This window comes from Parasedimentitalea nitratireducens, assembly GCF_057444295.1.
Genome location: NZ_JBYAXC010000001.1, coordinates 364,679 through 380,341 on the forward strand (window position 1 = coordinate 364,679; position 15,663 = coordinate 380,341).

Sequence of the window (15,663 nt, forward strand, 5' to 3'; positions counted from 1 at the left end):
AATATCCCTTGTTTCTCACTCTTCGTGACGCTCTATCACACTCCACTGCTGCCAGCCACGCAGGCCTGCAAAAAACAGTTTCGCATAAAACACTTAAACTAGGCAGACAGCAGGTCATTTGCGGGTCTCAGCATAGGCCGCAAGTTGCTCGGCAACGGTATCACCCGAAACCTGCTTGAAATCGTTATAGTAGGCCCCTACCGCCCAGAAACGATCAGGGCACAGCAGGCACACGACCTTAACACCCCTGCCTTCCAGCTCTACAATACGATCCATTGGGGCGACAGGTACCGCGACAACAACATCGCAGGCACCGCGTTGCTGCAGCCCCCGCAAGGCGGCCTGCACAGTTGACCCCGTGGCTATACCGTCATCCACCACCACCGCAGACCTTCCTAGCAAAGGTACAGGCGGCTGATCGCCAAGAAACTGCTGGCGACGCTCCCGGATCTCATCTCGTTTTCGGGCGACCGTGGCTGCGAAATCATCAGGGGTAAGGTGCAAGGCCAACAGAAGCGTGGTGTTGAATACCGGCTCTGCTCCCTCAACAACCGCACCCGAGGCAAGTTCTGGATTTCCTGGGGTGCCGATCTTTCGCACCAAAATCAGATCCAGCGGAGCCTGTAACGCGCGCGCAACCGGCACGGCCACTGGTACGCCTCCGCGTGGCAAAGCCAAAACCACTGGATCGGTCAGCGGAATGTCCAGCAGTTGCAGCGCCAACAACTCTCCTGCGGATGTGCGGTCTTCAAACATATCCCCTCCGCCTTGCGACCTAGCGCAAAGCGGCCAGAGATCATCACTTATACACGGCGCGCGACAACAAAATGGCTCGGTGGCTTGGCCGGGTAATCGCCGGTCTCAACGATCTCAAACCCCGCATCGGTGATTTGGCGTTCGAAATCTTCCATCCGGCGAAAGGCAACAAACGGCGCCTTGCCCATCATCTGCATCAGCGGAACCACCATCCGCAACAAACGAAACTTCCAGCTTGCTCCGTTCTCTGGCTCACAAAGGCTCTTGGATATGAACAAACCACCGGGCTTAACCAACGACTGGATGCGGCTCAAGGCACCATCCAGATCTTCGACCAAATGCAGCAGGTTAAACGCCAGAACCACATCAAACGGCCCATCCGGCGCGCCCTCAATATCACAGACCGCAAACTCAAGGTTGGTCGCCCCGGCATCCCAGACCTTCTCGCGCGCGATGTCGATCATTGCTGACGACCCATCACTCACCGTATAGCGTGCCACCGATCCCGCCAGATGCAGTGCGGTAGTTCCGGTCCCTGCCCCCAATTCCAGCGCGTGATCCCCGGCCTTTAAATAGGACCGGGTCCGCGCCAATGTGGTCTCATAGGCTTCGGGATCACCGATTTTGGACTTCGCGTATTTGGCCGCGGCATTGTCCCAGAACTGAGCACTCTGTTGCATGGCTGTCTCCTTTGGGCGATAACTAACTGCTATTCATCCATACGGGAATTGCCGAAAATCGCAGGCTGCTTATACAATAACGTATGAGCATCCTTCCCAAAGACCTGAACTGGAACCACTTGCGCGCCTTTCTGACCACGGCCGAAGCTGGTTCCCTGTCGGCCGCCGCCTGTCAGCTAGGCCAAACCCAACCCACCCTCAGCCGCCAGGTCGCCGCGCTAGAGGCTGAGTTGGACATGCTGTTGTTCGAACGCATCGGCAAGCAGCTGGAACTCACGCAGGCAGGGCTGGACCTGCTAGAGCATCTGCGCCCGATGGCAGCCGCAGCCGAACAAGTCGCCCTGACAGCATCAGGGCAATCACAAAGCATTGCCGGACGGGTCAAGATCACCGCCAGCGATGTCTTCTCAGCCCACCGCCTGCCCGACGTGGTACATGCGCTACGGCACAGGGCACCCGACCTGCACGTCGAGATCATCGCCGCCAATGACATCCGGGATTTGATGCGCCGCGAGGCCGACATTGCCATACGCCACGTGCAACCGGAACAACCTGATCTGATTGCCCGCAAACTGAACGACCTGCCCGCCCATTTCTACGCCAGCCAAGACTATCTGGACCAACACGGCGCACCAATGACACTCGCAGATATGTCTCGGCACGATCTTATCAGCTTTGGCTCTGCTGAACGAATGATCGAGGCCCTTGCCCCGCTGGGGATGACCGTAACCGAACAGAATTTCCCCTGCGGCTCAGAAAGCGGATTGGTGGGGTGGGAGCTGGCAAAACGAGGTCTTGGCATCATCCCGATGAGCACCATTCTTGGCGATAAAACACCCGAGATGGTGCGGGTCCTGCCTGATATCGAACCGTTTATGATCCCGATCTGGCTGGTCACCCACCGCGAGCTGCACAGCAGCCGCAGTATCCGGTTGGTGTTTGATACATTGGCTGAGTTCTTGTCGGAAAACTAAAACAACACACTGACCGGCACCGCCGGGCCGCGCCTGACCTTCCCCACGGGAAGGCGCTTTGCACCTCCCCAAGGTCAGGCGCGGCCCTTTTGTGGATAAACATTACCAATACAAAAAACGCACCCCAATGGGACGCGCCCTTTATTCTCAGTTTAAACTTAGATTACCCGCGCAGCGTACCGCCGGTTGCCTTGGTCACTTTGGCCACGATCTTCTCGCTAACGGCCTCGATGTCCTTTTCCTTCAGCGTCTTGTCCTTGGGTTGCAAGCGCACGGTGATGGCCAGTGATTTCTTGCCCTCACCCAGGCTGCCGCCGATGAATTCATCGAACACACGCACATTGGTGATCAGCGCCTTGTCGGCCCCACCAGCTGCATTGACCAGCGTCAGCGCCTCAACGCTGTCATCCACCACAAAGGCAAAGTCACGCTCAACCGCCTGCAGATCGCTCTGGTTCAATGCGCCACGGGACGCGCCAGTTTTACGCGGCATCGGGATCTCATCTGGCCAGATGGTGAAGGCAACTGCATCACCCTTGATGCCCATTTCAGACAGCACCTTGGGGTGCAATTCACCAAAGACACCCATGACCTTTTTCGGTCCGAGACAGATCTTGCCGTGACGCCCCGGATGCCACCACCCCTGCGCGCCGCGCAGGATCTGCACCTTGGCAGGCGCACCAATCGCAGCCAGTACCGCTTCGATATCGGCCTTGGCATCAAACACATCAACAGCACGGGATTCACCATGCACGTCTTTGGGTCCGTTACGTCCAACCAGCAGACCGGTGATCAAGTTGTGCTGCTCCCCAGGCTCTCCGCCATGGAATGCAGGACCAACCTCAAACATCGCCAGATCCATATAACCACGCGCCTGATTGCGTGCCGCCGCCTGCAACAGGCCAGGCAACAGCGCCGGACGCAGATGTGACATTTCGGATGAAATTGGATTCGCCAGCATAGTGGCATCATCACCACCACCAAACAGCGCCGCCGAGGGTTGGTCGATAAAGGTGTAGCTAACCACCTCGTTGTAGCCCAGCGCAGCGCAGGTGCGGCGTGCCATCTGCTGGCGGCGCTGCTGCGGTGTCATCACCGGCTTGGGAATACCATCAGTAATGCGCGGCAGCGGTTTGCCAACCAGCTTGGTCAGCGATGCAATCCGCGCCACTTCCTCAACCAGATCAGCCGAACCCTGCACATCAGGGCGCCAGCTGGGCACATGCGCCATGTTGCCTTCCAGGCGGAAACCCAGATGGGTCAACGTCTGGCGCTGCTCAGCCTCGGGGATATCCATTCCGACCAGCGACTGCACCCGCGCAGTATCGAGTTTGTAAGACCGCGCATGGTTCGGCACGTCGCCAGCAATCACAACCTCAGAAGCCTCACCACCGCACAGATCCAAGATCATCTGCGTCGCCAGTTCCAGCCCTTCGAGGGTGAATTCCGGGTCCACGCCACGCTCAAATCGGTAACGCGCATCAGAGTTGATCTTCAGCGCCCGCCCGGTCAGGGCAATCTGCACATGATCCCAGAACGCACTTTCCAGGAACACATCAACAGTGTCCTCGGTGCAGCCGGTTTCCAGACCACCCATGATGCCGGCAACACTCTCGGGGCCGTTGTCATCCGAAATCACCATTTGGCCAGCGCCAAAGGTGTATTCTTTGTCGTCCAGCGCCATCAGAGTTTCGCCGCCCTGCGCCCGGTGGATCCGCAGATCCCCCTGGACCTTGGTCGCATCAAACACGTGCAGTGGGCGGTTCTGGTCGAATGTGAAAAAGTTGGTGATATCCACCAGTTTCGAGATCGGACGCAGGCCAATTGCAGTCAGGCGGTCTTGCAGCCACTGCGGGCTGGGGCCATTCTGCACACCTTTGATCAGACGACCACTAAACAATGGACAGCCATCCAGCGTGTCTTCGTCGATAGTCACATTGATCGGGCTGGCAAAGCTGCCTTCGACCGGAGCGTAGTCCTTGGTCTTCAGCGTACCCAAACCACGGGCGGCCAGATCACGGGCAATGCCGTAAATCCCCAGCGCATCCGGGCGGTTCGGGGTGATCGCAATCTCGATCACCGTATCTACTTTGGACGGATCATTTTCAGCCAGCCAGTCGATGAACTTGTCACCCACCGCACCCGAGGGAAGTTCGATGATGCCATCATGCTCGTCCGACAGCTCCAGCTCACGCTCGGATGCCATCATGCCATAGCTTTCGACACCACGGATTTTGCCGACGCCGATGGTGATATCCAGACCGGGAATATACATGCCCGGCTTACAGACCACCACGGTGATGCCTTCACGAGCGTTGGGCGCGCCGCAGATGATCTGCATCTCGCCCTCATCCGTGTCGACTTTGCACACCCGCAGCTTATCCGCATCGGGGTGCTTTTCGGCGTGCTTGACATAGCCCAGGGTAAAATCCTTGAGCCGCTCAGCCGGGTTGCTGATCTCTTCGACTTCCAGACCCAGATCGGTCAGAGTCTCGGCGATTTCGTCCACTGATGCGTCAGTGTCGAGGTGATCTTTCAGCCAGGAAAGAGTGAATTTCATCGGTTCTTCTCCTCGGGGAGATGTGTCGTCACTGTAATACGGAAACGGAGCATCGCGTCCGGCCCGGGGTGGGCGCAATCGCGCCCGCCCATGGGGGCGGGTCGGTCGCGATGCGGGGCACATGCCCCGCGGTCATGGAAAGTCAGCGTCACCGGCTCAAACCGCCATGCAGGCTCGGCATGTCCAGACACTGGAAACCGTAGTGGCGCAGCCAGCGCAGGTCGCTATCAAAGAACGCGCGCAGATCGGGGATGCCGTATTTCAGCATCGCCAGACGGTCAATACCGATTCCAAAAGCAAAGCCCTGATAGATCTCGGGGTCGATCCCACCGGCGGCGATCACCTTGGGGTGCACCATGCCAGAACCCAGGATCTCCATCCAGTCGTCGCCCTCGCCGATCTTCAGCGTCCCGTCTTTCCACGAACAACGAATATCAACCTCGGCCGATGGCTCGGTAAACGGGAAGTGGCTGGCGCGGAAGCGTAGCTCGACGTCATCAACCTCAAAGAACGACTTCACAAATTCCTCCAGCGTCCATTTCAGGTTCGCCATCGAGATGTCTTTGTCCAGCGCCAGACCTTCGACCTGGTGGAACATCGGCGTGTGGGTCTGGTCATAGTCAGCGCGGTATACGCCACCCGGACAGATGATACGCAGCGGCGCGCCCATCTTCTCCATCGAGCGGATTTGAACCGGCGAGGTATGGGTACGCAACACATGCGGCGGGCGGTCGTCGCCCTCGGCGCGGTGCATATAAAACGTGTCCATCTCGGCCCGTGCAGGGTGGTGGCCGGGGATATTCAGCGCGTCAAAGTTATACCAGTCGGTATCAATGCGCGGCCCTTCGGCAACCGAGAATCCCAGCTCGGCAAAGATCGCGGTCAGCTCTTCCTGAGCCTGACTGATGGGATGCAGCGTACCGGTGCGCGTGGCGCGGGTTGGCAGCGTCACGTCCAGCCACTCAGTGCGCAGACGTTCGTCCAGCGCGGCATCGGCCAGACCGGCCTTTTTCGCGGCGATGGCCGAATTGATTTCGTCCTTCAGCGCGTTCAGCGCCGGACCGGCCACCTGGCGCTCTTCGGGCGTCATCTTGCCCAGTTCGCGCATCTTTAGCGCCACTTCGCCTTTTTTGCCCACGGCGGCGACCCGGATGGTCTCCAGCGCGTTTTCATCACCTGCATCGGCAATTTGGCTTAGATATTTTGACTTAAGATCGTCCATGACGGTCCCCTGAATTTCGCTTAGGCCCTGCTATCACAGCCGCCGGTGAAAGCAAGTATTCCAGATACGTCATTATGACACTGTGCCCGATATGCGTGTCTTTTCAGACCAACCGTTGCATCATCTCGCGTAGCGACTGAGCCGAGGCATAACCCAGCTCTTGCGCCACCCGCGCCATATGCTGCCCCTGCGCCAACCTGCGCAACGCCTCTTGGCAGCGCAGCCGCTGTTGCCACTTGCCAAAGCTCAACCCGGTTTCGAGCTGAAACTTGCGCGTAAACGACCGTCGGCTCAGCCCGATATCATCCGCCCAGTGATCAATGCTGCGCGCCAGGGCCGGGTCTGCTACCAAGGCGTCACAGACCTGCCGCAACCGCGTATCGGCGGGGTATGGCAAAGCCAAAGGCGATACAGGGGCTACCAGAAATTCAATCAGGATCAGCTGGCTCAGATGCTGCGCGCGCGACGGCATCGGCCATGGGTTACCCATCACCCCCAACTCATCAATCAAACAGGCCAATAAAGGCGAAATACTCACCACGCGACAGCGGCACATGGTGTCTGCACCGGGCGCAGAAACATCCACATACAGCGACTGCATCTGCACCTCGCTGCTCATCCGTATCTCATGCGGCATATGCGCTGGCACCAACAATCCAGATCCGGCCGGCACCGCCCAGGTGGTGCTATCCGCCTGTGCCATATACAGGCCCGATACTGCATAGACCAACTGGTGCCTTGAATGAGCATGCAAGCTGGACACATAGCCATCACCGTATGTTCGGCGATGGGTCGCCACCTCGTGCGGCAGCGATTGGAGCGCATCAGCGGATGTTGTACGTCTTAGCTTCATTGTTCAAAAATTTTGGCCCAATTGCGTGAAATTTGACCCCATCACGCCAAAAGGGCAAGCTAATTTGCCCGCAGGAGGGCCCCAAATGACGCCGATTACAGATCTAGAGACTTTGCACACCCACTATAACGAGCCTGTTCCGGCCTCATTGACCAAAGTGGCTGATCAGATGACCCCGATGTACCGCCAATGGATCAATCAAGCCCGGTTCACCGTGCTGTCGACTGTGGGCCCCGAAGGCACCGATGCCAGCCCGCGCGGTGATGATGGCCCGGTGGTGCATATTGCCGATGACAAAACCCTGTGGCTGCCCGACTGGCGCGGCAACAACCGGATCGACTGCTTGCGCAACATCGTGCGCGACAGTCGCGTCAGCCTGATGTTCATGGTTCCTGGCTGCAACAACGTGGTGCGCGTCAACGGCACTGCAGTCCTGACAGCAGACGAACAAGCCCGCGCTTTCTTCGAGCGCAAAAACATCCTACCCGCCACCGTCGCCGTCATCACCATCGACGAGATGTATTTCCAGTGCGCCAAGGCGATAATGCGGTCCAAAATCTGGAGCGGTGAAGATGAAAGCAGCCAAGTGCCAACGGCTGGTCAGTTCATCAAAGAACAAAAGGAAGACTTTGAGGGCGAAGCCTATGACAAAGGCTATGCCGAATACGCAAAACCTCGGATGTGGTAGGCTAAAACAAAACGGGCTTCCCTTTTTGCGATACCTTGCAACATGGTGCGGCTCCGCCCATGTTGCGAGGGCAACAACCACAGAAGCCACCCCATGCCCGACAAGGTTACTCGCAAGCTCACCACCATTCTTGCCGCGGATGCTGCAGGGTATAGTCAGGCCATGGATGCCGACGAGGTTGGCACCTATGCCGAACTGAATGCTGCCAAGGATATCTTTGGCAAACTCATCACCCGCCACGGGGGCCGCATTGCCAATACTGCGGGTGATGGTTTCATCGCCGACTTTCCGTCACCGGTCGAAGCCGCGCAATGCGCCATCGAGGCGCAACGCGAACTCAGCAATCGCGATGGCAGCTTGCAGTTTAGGATCGGCGTCCATCTAGGTGACGTGATCGTTGATGGTGACGACCTGATCGGCGAAGGCGTGAACCTTGCCGCCCGCCTGCAAACAATGGCCGATCCCGGCGGCGTGCTAATCTCGCAACAAGTCTATGATCAGGTGCACAGCAAGCTGACCATCGGCTTTGAATACTTAGGTGAAAAACGCCCCCGCAATCTGGCAGAAGATGTCCCAATTTATCGCATCGCCATGAGCAAACCAGGTCTGTCTTTTCGCCGCAAAGCAAAACCCAAAGCAGCGCTCCACGTCGCCACCGAACACACCACCCGCCCCGAGATCACTCTGGCCCGCCTTGCAATGCTTCTCGCCCTGCTGAGCGGCGCGCTGGTGCTTGTCAACTTGGCTACAGGCGGATCACTCTGGGCCCATTGGCCGATCCTTGCAGCAGCAACTGTCGCCGGGTTGAAATGGGGCGACCACCTGATCCCGGCCTCAATCCGCGGCATCATCCCCGCAAAGACACTGGTCATCATCACGGCCCTTGCCATGGTGAACCTATTTAGCTGGAGCGGATACCCTTGGGTCCTATGGCCAGCTGGGGCCGCGCTGTTGCTAGGTCTAGGGCGGAAAATCATGTCACAACCTGAGTAATATCCCTCTCAAATCCCCCCAGATTTGGCCCGAAAAGAGAAAAAACAAAACGACGTGAAAAATCGAACTAGATAGGCTAACAATATCAAGTGAATACCCCGGAACGTCCAAAAACCAGCCGGAGGAATAGCCATCCAGAACGAGACCATAGTCTTTTCGCCCGACACCGCTCTGCCAGATCATGCGCTGCATGGGTTTGCCTATGACGGGGTGGATATGATTTGCGGCAACGCCGGTTACAGCAAATTCAAAGCCCGTCGACACAAGGTGATCAAGCCAGGCCAAGATGGCTCGTATGTGGTTGTAAACCGGCAAGGTGACCGAACAATCATTGGCACCGATTTTGGCGGATACTCGACATTATTCCTGTATCAAAGCGGGTCTAACTGGGCTGTTTCCAACTCCTTCCTGACGCTAGCACGACACGTGCACCGCGGCTCCGGTACTTTAACGCCTGACCTGCTCAGCCTGCATGGGCACCGCATCGAACGCTCTCTTGGCTTTCAGACCTCTCTCCTGTCGATGGGGGTCAAAGAAATTAAGCTACTCCCCCCCGGTCAGCAAATTGCAATTAACCACGACCCAAACGGGGACACCGTCTCGGTTGAACCAATCTGGACCCAGAAACCGAGGTTTGAGGATGAAGACCGCTATCGAAAAGCGCTGCGGACTTATCTGATCACCGCTGTCGGCCGTTGCTGCACCATGTTGCAATCGGATGCAGATATCACATGTGACCTGACCGGCGGACGGGATTCCAGAACCGTGATGGCGCTCATGCTGTTTGCCGCACGCCTGCTGGGCACCTCACTCAACGAACGCGTCCACTTCAACTCACGCGAAACCGCTGGCATCGACTTTGACATTTCACGGGACATCTGCACGAACCTTGGGATCGACATAAACCGTGGCGCCCAAGATGTACTGGGCAAGCGAAGCATCCACGGCACGCACGGGTATGAGGCCTGGAAGCACCAGCATCTGGGCGCCTACCACCAAATCATGTTCCCGATTGTCTATCGCGACTCTACTCATTTCTGGATCAGCGGTCACGGCGGCGAAAGTAATCGCTATCGCCGCTCCTTTGGCTCCGCGCCAGATGTGGAAACCTACTTTAACCGCGCCACCAAAAGATTTGGCTGCGAAACCACCCGCAAGGAACTGTTGCAGCGCTTTTTGTCAGATCTCGAACATCAAAGAAAAACGGCTTATTCCGACTGCGATGAATTCACCCTGCTCTACCGCAGTTACCGCGACAGAATGCACCACGGGCGGCGGTCGCGCATGTTCAATGCCGTCACGCCATTGTCCAGCCAACTGCTGCGAGCCGCCTCGGATCATTGCACCGCCGAAGACTGGAAGATGGGGCTGGTTCTGGCAGACATCATCGCCAATATGGCGCCCGATCTGCTGCAGGCCCCATTCGAAGAAGACTACCCGGGCTTTGACACCGCCTCACTCGCCTTTCGCAGGCGGTTTTCCAATCTCGGACAGGACGTAGATACCAGCGGAGAGCTGTTCCGCAGCCCCGCCTTGGAAGCCGTCCCGCCAGAAGAGACTTCACGCGATCCCATGGAGATCATCAAAGAGGATTTCGACAGCGCTCTCCCCAAGGTCAAAGAGCTTGGAATTTACACTGACGACTTTCTCAGCACCGCGCAGCAGGCCATGGCTCAGGCGGAACAGGACCACAGGTTTCGCTCACGTCCCTTTGGCAGCCAGGTGTCCAACATCCTGCTTGGTGCCGAACTATCGCAGCTGTGGCGGTGACCGGAGCTCAAACAAGAAGTGCAGCCCGGTTTGTTGGGCTGCACTTCACTGATCTCACAATTTCAAAAACGATCTACGTAGCCGATTAGAACCAGCTAACAATCTGATCCATCTCGCGTCGGGTTTTTGGGAACATCGGCGGTCCAGCGCGATAGCCAAAGGCCACCATGACGGCAGGTTTGTACAGCTTGGGATCAATTCCAAAGTGCTCCTCCAAAGTTGCACTTGCCTGGGCGACATCGAAGCCTTCGATAGGGCAGGAATCGATCCCCATCATCGCCGCCGCAGTCATCACGTTACCAAGTGCGATATAGGCCTGACGCGCGCCCCAGTCCGTTGTCTGGCGTTCGGTCTCGATCTTGAAATCATCGGTACGGAACTTGCTATAGGCACCTTTGAAACCTGCGATAGCCTCCTCGGGGAACTTTTTCACCTCCACCGCATGCTTCCATGGGTACTCAGACTCATGCGACATGGTGACATCGGTATGGGCCAGAAAAATGCCAAAGTGGCTAGCAGTCCGCAGCTGACCCTCGGTGCCGTTCATCTCACCACTTGCCCCCCATGTGAACGGGCGGAGCAGCTCTCGCTTGTCTGGGTCCTGAACAATCAACAGCTGCCAGGGCTCCATCCCAAAGGACGACGGCGACAGACGCGCAGCGTCCAGAATGGTACCAAACTCGCTGTCGCTGACTTTGCGGTCGGGGTCAAAAACCTTGGCTGCGTGGCGGAATTCAAAAGCTTCGACAATCTGGTTTTGAACGTCGGTTGTGTTGACTAGGTCTTTCATTTGGCATCTCCGATTTGATCTGAGCACAGACCTAATCCACCGCCCCCCCTGCGACTATTGACACAATCAGGAAATCATTTTCCCACAAATCGGGATAATTCAGGGAGGATCGCCCCATAGTTTTTCTGGTTGGTTGCAACGATCTGCGCCTGCATGAAATCCAGAAAAACCTTCACCCGGACCGGCATCAAGCGCCCTGGCGGACGTACCGCCCAAATATTGCGACCCGGCAGAACTTTATACTCAGGCAACACAGCAACCAACTGGCCAGATTCGATCTCGGGGCCAACATGCCACAGGGCAGCATGGGCAATTCCCATTCCCGCCATCGCCCATTCGATCAGCGCATCACCAAAATTGCTACGCGCGGCAATAGTCCCGCGCACCCGATGCTCGCCGCCATCTTTATCAAACAAATGCCAGGCCTGACGGTCTCCCAAGGCCAGAAAATCATGATTGCGCAGATCCTCGGGGCGCTCAGGTGTCCCCCGTTGCGCAAGGTACTCTGGCGAAGCCACAAGGATAATCGGGTTACCATCAATTTTCTGCGCCATCAGTGTAGACGGTGCCAGTTTGTCCATCCGAAACGCCAGATCATAGCCCTGCTCCACGATATCAACGACCGCATCTGTCAGGTTCAAATCCAACTGCACTTCAGGATAAAGGCGCAAGAACTCGGGCACAAACGGCACAATATGCGTGCGCCCAAACGAAGCCGAGGCGGTGACGCGCACCATCCCCGACACCGATTGTGTCGTCCGGGACAAATCTGTTCGCGCATTTTCAACGCTATTCAGAATGGTTTTGGCATGCTCCAGAAAAACCTCACCATCAGGCGTCAGCGATACCGCCCGCGTGGTGCGGTTCAGCAGCTTCACCTGCAGCTCAGCCTCGAGCGCCTTGATCCGGTGCGTTGCATTGGTCGACGACAGATTGAACTCCATCCCGGCCCGCCCAATCGCCCCCAGTGCAGCAACCCGGACAAACAATTCCAGACTTTTAAGATCAAACGACACATCTGCCCCCGGTCACATTCATGGTGTGAACTTAGACTGAACTCTACAAACGAAAAAGGCCGCCCCCGATGGAGCGGCCTTAAATCTATTAGTGTGCTTCTGGCGCTTAAGCAGCCAGTGCGTCCTGTGCCTGACGTACGATGGCACCGAATGCTTCGGGCTCGTGTACGGCCAGGTCAGCCAGAACCTTACGGTCAACTTCGATACCGGCCAGGTTCAGACCGTTGATGAAACGGCTGTATGTCAGGGCTTCGTCGTGGCTACGAACAGCAGCGTTGATACGCTGGATCCACAGTGCGCGGAAATTCCGCTTACGATTCTTCCGGTCGCGAGTTGCGTACTGGTTGGCCTTGTCGACAGCCTGCGTAGCTACCTTAAAGACACTTTTACGACGGCCGTAGTAACCTTTGGCTGCCTTGACGATTTTCCGATGACGGGCGTGGGTTTTAACACCACCTTTTACGCGGGACATATTACGTGCTCCTCTTAACGGTCGTAGGGCATGAAGCTCTTGATGATCTTCGCATCAGGAGCTGAGAGGGCAGTTGTGCCGCGTGCGTTACGGATGAATTTCTTGGTACGCTTGATCATGCCGTGCTGTTTGCCAGCCTGGCTTGCCATGACCTTACCGGTCGCGCTGACCTTAAAGCGCTTTTTAGCGCTCGACTTAGTCTTCATTTTGGGCATTTCCGTCTCCTATGGTTCGGGTTCGGTTTTCACGCAACACGGCATGCCACATTCGGCCGGTCGCGCGATCAGAGCTGCCCTTTACGAAAGCCTGACAACAAGAGCAAGATGATTCTCAGAAATATCTGCCGATTACTGCGAAAAACACATCCGGGATCTGATCAATCTGATAGCCGCCGGGATGGGTTGTCATTGCATAGAACAACAACCCAAAGCCAATTAGTATGGTTAGCACCGAGGCCCGCGGGGGCCGTCTCTCGCTTATCGCAGATAGGATCGACGGGATCGAAAACCCGAGGACCACCAACCCCAAAATCAGGGCCAAATCGGTATCCATAACAATCACCTCATCAAACGAGGATCAGCTTATTCCGGATCGGTGCTGTAAATCAAACGCTCATCACAGGGGGCAACACGCAGAATGTTAGTGGTGCCCGGTACATTAAACGGCACACCCGCAGTCACCACGATCTGGTCCGTCTCGCTGGCAAACCCACCGGCCCGCGCGGCCCGAGCAGCCGAGACAACAGCGCCCTTGAACCGCTCTTGGCCGGGGGTCATCACACAGTTACAGCCCCAGCTCAGCGCCAGGCGTCGTGCGGTGCCTTCCATCGATGTCAGCGCGATAATCGGCACGCCTGGACGCTCACGCGCAGTCAGCAGCGCGGTGGTTCCACTTTGAGTAAAGCAGCAGATTGCCTTGATGTCGGTCTTCTCAGCAATCTCACGCGCCGCAGCAACAATCCCGTCAGCAACCGAGGTCCCCTTGGCGGTGCGTGAGGATGCGATAATCTGTGTATAGGTCGGGTCGGCTTCAACTTCGACGGCAACATTGTCCATCGTCTGCACCGCTTCAAGTGGATAGCTGCCAGCCGCAGACTCGGCGCTTAGCATCACAGCATCCGCGCCCTCATAGATCGCAGTTGCCACATCCGACACCTCGGCGCGTGTCGGCATCGGGCTTTCAATCATGCTCTCCAGCATCTGCGTGGCCACAATCACCGGCTTGGCCGCAGCGCGACACTTGCGCACCAAGCGTTTCTGGATTGGCGGCACAGCCGACACCGGCAGTTCCACACCCAGATCACCGCGTGCAACCATGATACCATCCGAGGCATCAAGGATTTCAGCAAAGTTCTCGACTGCCAGTGGTTTTTCGATTTTGCTCAGCACCGCCGCGCGGCCATCAGCCAATGCGCGCGCCTCAAACACGTCTTTGGCCCGCTGCACAAACGACAGGGCCAGCCAGTCGACACCCAGGTTACAAACAAACTCCAAATCAGAGAGGTCTTTTTTGGACAATGCCGCCAGTGGCAGTTCAACATCCGGTACATTCACGCCCTTGCGGTTCGAAATCGTGCCGCCAATTTCAACGGTACAGTCTGCAAAATCTTCACCACAGGCATCAACCACCAGGCGGATCTTGCCATCATTGACCAACAGGTGCGCACCGGTCTCAAGCGCCTCAAAAATCTCTGGGTGCGGCAGACACACGCGATTGATATCGCCTTCGGCCTGGTCCAGATCCATGCGGAACTTGGCGCCAATCTCCAGCTCTTCTTCGCCATTGGCAAACACACCCACACGCAGCTTGGGCCCTTGCAGGTCTGCCAGAATACAGATCGGACTATCCAGATCCGCCTCGACCTTGCGAATAATCGCGTGCTTCTCGGCGATCTCTTCATGGCTACCGTGCGACATGTTCAAACGGAACACATCCGCGCCGGTCTCGTGCAATGCACGAATAGTCTCGTATGTTTCCGAGGCCGGCCCTAGGGTGGCAACAATCTTTACATTGCGCTGTCGTCTCATAGGGGGCTCCTTCGGATTTCGTTTTTGTTATCGCAAACATTTCGGGCTGCTTATCGCGCAATTCCCCTTTGGCCGCAACTCCCCTATAGATGTCACAAAAGAGATGACAGGCAGATGACATACACACCTTACTTTATTCACGGCGCTGACCGTCCCGCCCGCTGGCTCATAACTTGCGACCACGCCACCAACATTGTGCCACCCTTTGTCAATAATGGCGACCTGGGCCTGCCACGCGAGGATATGGAGCGTCACATCGCCTATGACGTTGGCGCCTACGAGGTCTCCAAACATCTGGGTGAGATGCTGGACGCCCCTGTGATTGCCTCCAATTTCTCGCGTCTTGTGATCGACCCGAACCGCGGTGAAGACGACCCAACCCTGCTGATGAAGCTGTATGATGGCACCATCATCCCGGCCAACCGCCACGCCTGCGAGGTTGAACGGGAACGTCGGCTCGACGCCTGTCACCGCCCCTATCACCGGGCGCTGTCAGAACTGGCGAACCGTGAAAACGTGGTGGTCATCTCGGTTCACTCCTTCACACCCCAGCTTCGCGGCCGCCCACAGCGCCCCTGGGAAATCGGCATCCTGTTCCCCGAGGGCGAGCAGTTCTCGCCCCACGTGGTGGAGCACCTCAAAGCGCACACTGACGCCCCGGTTGGTGTGAACGAACCCTACACCGGCTATCTGCCCGGTGATGCCATCGACACCCACGCGTCAACCCACGGGCGCCCCAATACACTGATCGAGCTGCGCAATGACCTGATTGCCGAGGCTAAGGGGCAACGCGAATGGGCCGAAAAGCTGGCCGAGGCCCTGCCCCGCGCCCTAAGCACCTCAGGCTTTTGAACCAAGCTTA

At 57.2% G+C, this 15,663-nt stretch carries 16 protein-coding genes; 5 read left to right on the plus strand and 11 right to left on the minus strand.

Annotation, left to right across the window (positions count from 1 at the left end):
* Positions 1-114: 114 nt before the first annotated feature.
* On the minus strand, positions 115-756 hold the full coding sequence (locus AC2T28_RS01870; RefSeq protein ID WP_486747243.1) for a phosphoribosyltransferase: 642 nt from the start codon (positions 754-756) through the stop codon (positions 115-117).
* Between the two features lie 47 nt (positions 757-803).
* Positions 804-1,436: a class I SAM-dependent methyltransferase gene (locus AC2T28_RS01875; RefSeq protein ID WP_486747244.1), complete on the minus strand. Its 633-nt coding sequence runs from the start codon at positions 1,434-1,436 to the stop codon at positions 804-806.
* A gap of 83 nt (positions 1,437-1,519) precedes the next feature.
* Between AC2T28_RS01875 and AC2T28_RS01880 the strand changes: the two genes are divergently transcribed.
* The gene (locus AC2T28_RS01880; RefSeq protein WP_486747245.1) at positions 1,520-2,410 is read left to right on the plus strand and encodes a LysR family transcriptional regulator; all 891 of its coding nucleotides are present in this window, start codon (positions 1,520-1,522) and stop codon (positions 2,408-2,410) included.
* Between the two features lie 163 nt (positions 2,411-2,573).
* Here AC2T28_RS01880 and pheT read toward each other — a convergent pair whose 3' ends face one another.
* The 3 genes from pheT to AC2T28_RS01895 all read right to left on the minus strand — a co-directional run bounded on the left by pheT (position 2,574) and on the right by AC2T28_RS01895 (position 7,045).
* On the minus strand, positions 2,574-4,970 hold the full coding sequence (gene pheT / locus AC2T28_RS01885; protein WP_486747246.1) for a phenylalanine--tRNA ligase subunit beta: 2,397 nt from the start codon (positions 4,968-4,970) through the stop codon (positions 2,574-2,576).
* Positions 4,971-5,118: 148 nt separating this feature from the next.
* Positions 5,119-6,192 (minus strand): phenylalanine--tRNA ligase subunit alpha, encoded by a 1,074-nt coding sequence (pheS, locus tag AC2T28_RS01890; RefSeq protein WP_486747247.1) that lies wholly within the window; start codon positions 6,190-6,192, stop codon positions 5,119-5,121.
* A gap of 103 nt (positions 6,193-6,295) precedes the next feature.
* Positions 6,296-7,045 (minus strand): AraC family ligand binding domain-containing protein, encoded by a 750-nt coding sequence (locus AC2T28_RS01895; RefSeq protein ID WP_486747248.1) that lies wholly within the window; start codon positions 7,043-7,045, stop codon positions 6,296-6,298.
* Between the two features lie 85 nt (positions 7,046-7,130).
* On the opposite strand from AC2T28_RS01895, the gene AC2T28_RS01900 reads away from it, so the two are divergent.
* The 3 genes from AC2T28_RS01900 (at position 7,131) to AC2T28_RS01910 (ending at position 10,496) form a co-directional block, all read left to right on the plus strand.
* The gene (locus AC2T28_RS01900) at positions 7,131-7,733 is read left to right on the plus strand and encodes a pyridoxamine 5'-phosphate oxidase family protein (RefSeq protein ID WP_486747249.1); all 603 of its coding nucleotides are present in this window, start codon (positions 7,131-7,133) and stop codon (positions 7,731-7,733) included.
* Positions 7,734-7,826: 93 nt separating this feature from the next.
* A complete protein-coding gene (locus AC2T28_RS01905) occupies positions 7,827-8,726 on the plus strand; it encodes an adenylate/guanylate cyclase domain-containing protein (RefSeq protein ID WP_486747250.1) in 900 nt (299 codons plus the stop codon).
* A gap of 210 nt (positions 8,727-8,936) precedes the next feature.
* Positions 8,937-10,496, plus strand: a complete 1,560-nt coding sequence (locus tag AC2T28_RS01910) for a hypothetical protein (RefSeq protein WP_486747251.1) — start codon at positions 8,937-8,939, stop codon at positions 10,494-10,496.
* Between the two features lie 85 nt (positions 10,497-10,581).
* Here AC2T28_RS01910 and AC2T28_RS01915 read toward each other — a convergent pair whose 3' ends face one another.
* The 6 genes from AC2T28_RS01915 to pyk form a co-directional block, all read right to left on the minus strand.
* The gene (locus AC2T28_RS01915; protein WP_486747252.1) at positions 10,582-11,286 is read right to left on the minus strand and encodes an NAD(P)H-dependent oxidoreductase; all 705 of its coding nucleotides are present in this window, start codon (positions 11,284-11,286) and stop codon (positions 10,582-10,584) included.
* A 74-nt stretch (positions 11,287-11,360) separates the two neighbouring features.
* Complete coding sequence (locus AC2T28_RS01920) at positions 11,361-12,302, minus strand: LysR family transcriptional regulator (protein ID WP_486747253.1); 942 nt, start codon at positions 12,300-12,302, stop codon at positions 11,361-11,363.
* A gap of 106 nt (positions 12,303-12,408) precedes the next feature.
* Positions 12,409-12,774, minus strand: coding sequence for a 50S ribosomal protein L20 (gene rplT / locus AC2T28_RS01925; RefSeq protein WP_486747254.1), 366 nt, complete (start codon positions 12,772-12,774; stop codon positions 12,409-12,411).
* Positions 12,775-12,788: 14 nt separating this feature from the next.
* Positions 12,789-12,989 carry a 50S ribosomal protein L35 gene (gene rpmI, locus AC2T28_RS01930; protein ID WP_486747255.1) on the minus strand — a complete coding sequence of 67 codons (201 nt, stop codon included), beginning with the start codon at positions 12,987-12,989 and terminating at the stop codon, positions 12,789-12,791.
* 115 nt (positions 12,990-13,104) lie between these two features.
* On the minus strand, positions 13,105-13,326 hold the full coding sequence (locus AC2T28_RS01935) for a hypothetical protein (RefSeq protein ID WP_486747256.1): 222 nt from the start codon (positions 13,324-13,326) through the stop codon (positions 13,105-13,107).
* Between the two features lie 29 nt (positions 13,327-13,355).
* Positions 13,356-14,801 carry a pyruvate kinase gene (pyk, locus tag AC2T28_RS01940; RefSeq protein ID WP_486747257.1) on the minus strand — a complete coding sequence of 482 codons (1,446 nt, stop codon included), beginning with the start codon at positions 14,799-14,801 and terminating at the stop codon, positions 13,356-13,358.
* Between the two features lie 114 nt (positions 14,802-14,915).
* On the opposite strand from pyk, the gene AC2T28_RS01945 reads away from it, so the two are divergent.
* A complete protein-coding gene (locus AC2T28_RS01945; protein WP_486747258.1) occupies positions 14,916-15,653 on the plus strand; it encodes an N-formylglutamate amidohydrolase in 738 nt (245 codons plus the stop codon).
* Positions 15,654-15,663 lie beyond the last annotated feature (10 nt).